This is a genomic window from Streptomyces sp. NPDC022910, assembly GCF_055561075.1.
Genome location: NZ_JBVHHL010000161.1, coordinates 1 through 1,851 on the forward strand (window position 1 = coordinate 1; position 1,851 = coordinate 1,851).

Consider the following 1,851-nt stretch of genomic DNA (forward strand, 5'->3'; position numbering starts at 1 on the left):
CAACGCAGATCCGGAGAGGGCACGCCCGCGAGACGCACGGGACCGCGGTCGGTCGGGCCGCGCCAGAAGGAGGGAAGACCGCAGTGGGTGACGACAGCAACGCGGCAGTCGGGAACGGGGCTTCGGCGGGGCAGGCGACCACCGCGAGCGTGGGTGAGCCGGACGCCTGGCTGGCCCAGGCGATCGTGCGCGAGTCGTCCGAGGCCATCGTGGTGGCCGACCCGGAGGGGATCATCCAGGTCTGGAACAGCGGGGCGGAACGCATGTTCGGCCATACGGCGACCGAGGCCGTGGGCCAGAGCCTCGACCTGATCATCCCGGAGAAGCTGCGGGAGCGGCACGGGAAGGGCTACCGGAACACGATGGCCACCGGTCGCACCCGTTACGGCGACACGCTGCTCGGCGTGCCCGCCACCCACCGCGACGGCCACCGGCTGTCGATCGAGTTCACGGTGGCGCTGCTACGGGACGCAACCGGCCGGATCGCCGGAATCTCCGCGATCATGCGCGAGGTGACGGAGCGGCGCAACACGGAGAAGGCACTGCGCACGAGGCTGGCCGAACTGGAGCGGCGTCTGCCCGAGACGTCCCCGGCCTGACGGTGCGCCCGACGGCGGCACCCGGACGACGCACGAGGAGCCCTCGTAGCGGCGGACGGCATCGGGCGCCGTACGGCGCCGGGTGGTGTGCGGGGGGCCGGGCCGATGCCGGGCTGCTGGGGCCCGGACGTCGGGGCCGGCCCGCGGGGGCCGGCCCGGACGTCGGGATGGTCAGACGAGGTCGAACCGGTCCAGGTTCATGACCTTGACCCACGCCGCGACGAAGTCGTTCACGAACTTCTCCTTCGCGTCGTCGCTCGCGTAGACCTCCGCGAGCGCGCGCAGCTCGGAGTTCGATCCGAAGACCAGGTCGGCACGGGTGCCGGTCCACTTGACCTCGCCCGTGGCGCCGTCGCGGCCCTCGAAGGTGTTCTGGTCCTCCGAGGTCGCCTTCCACGCCGTGCCCAGGTCGAGCAGGTTGACGAAGAAGTCGTTGGTCAGCGACCCGGGGGTCTCGGTGAAGACGCCGTGCTGCGACTGCTGGTGGTTCGCGCCCAGGACGCGGAGGCCACCGACGAGGACCGTCAGCTCGGGGGCGCTCAGGGTGAGCAGGTTGGCCCGGTCGAGCAGCAGGTACTCGGCCGGCAGCCGGTTGCCCTTGCCGAGGTAGTTGCGGAACCCGTCCGCGGTCGGCTCGAGCGCGGCGAAGGACTCCGCGTCGGTGTGCTCGTCGGTCGCGTCGACGCGGCCCGGGGTGAACGGGACCTCGACGTCGTGGCCGGCGTCCTTGGCGGCCTTCTCGACGGCCGCGCTGCCGCCCAGCACGATCAGGTCGGCCAGGGAGACGTTCTTGGCGCCGGAATTGAACTCCCGCTGGATGCCCTCCAGGGTGCGCAGTACCGCCGCCAGCTGGTCGGGGTCGTTGACCTCCCAGCCGCGCTGCGGCTCGAGGCGGATGCGCGCACCGTTGGCGCCGCCGCGCTTGTCGCTGCCGCGGAAGGTCGAGGCCGACGCCCACGCGGTGGAGACCAGCTGCGAGACGGTAAGGCCCGAGTCGAGAAGCTTGGCCTTGAGGGCCGCGATGTCCTCGGCCCCGATGACCGCGCCCTCCGCCTCCGGCAGCGGGTCCTGCCACAGCAGGGTCTCCTCCGGGACCTCCGGGCCGAGGTAGAGCGACTTCGGGCCCAGGTCGCGGTGGGTGAGCTTGTACCAGGCGCGGGCGAAGGCGTCCGCGAACTCGGCGGGGTTCTCGTGGAAGCGGCGGGAGATCGGCTCGTAGATCGGGTCGAAGCGCAGCGCCAGGTCCGTCGTG

General features: G+C 72.1%; 2 protein-coding genes. One reads left to right on the plus strand and one right to left on the minus strand.

Features of this window, described 5'->3' with window-relative positions:
- The first annotated feature begins 83 nt into the window (after nt 1-83).
- A complete protein-coding gene (locus tag ACZ3TS_RS42880) occupies nt 84-599 on the plus strand; it encodes a PAS domain-containing protein (protein WP_467628663.1) in 516 nt (171 codons plus the stop codon).
- Nucleotides 600-770: 171 nt separating this feature from the next.
- On the opposite strand, the gene ACZ3TS_RS42885 is transcribed toward ACZ3TS_RS42880, so the two are convergent.
- Nucleotides 771-1,851 (minus strand): peroxidase family protein (locus ACZ3TS_RS42885; protein ID WP_467628666.1); only part of this gene is annotated, 1,081 nt, incomplete at its 5' end.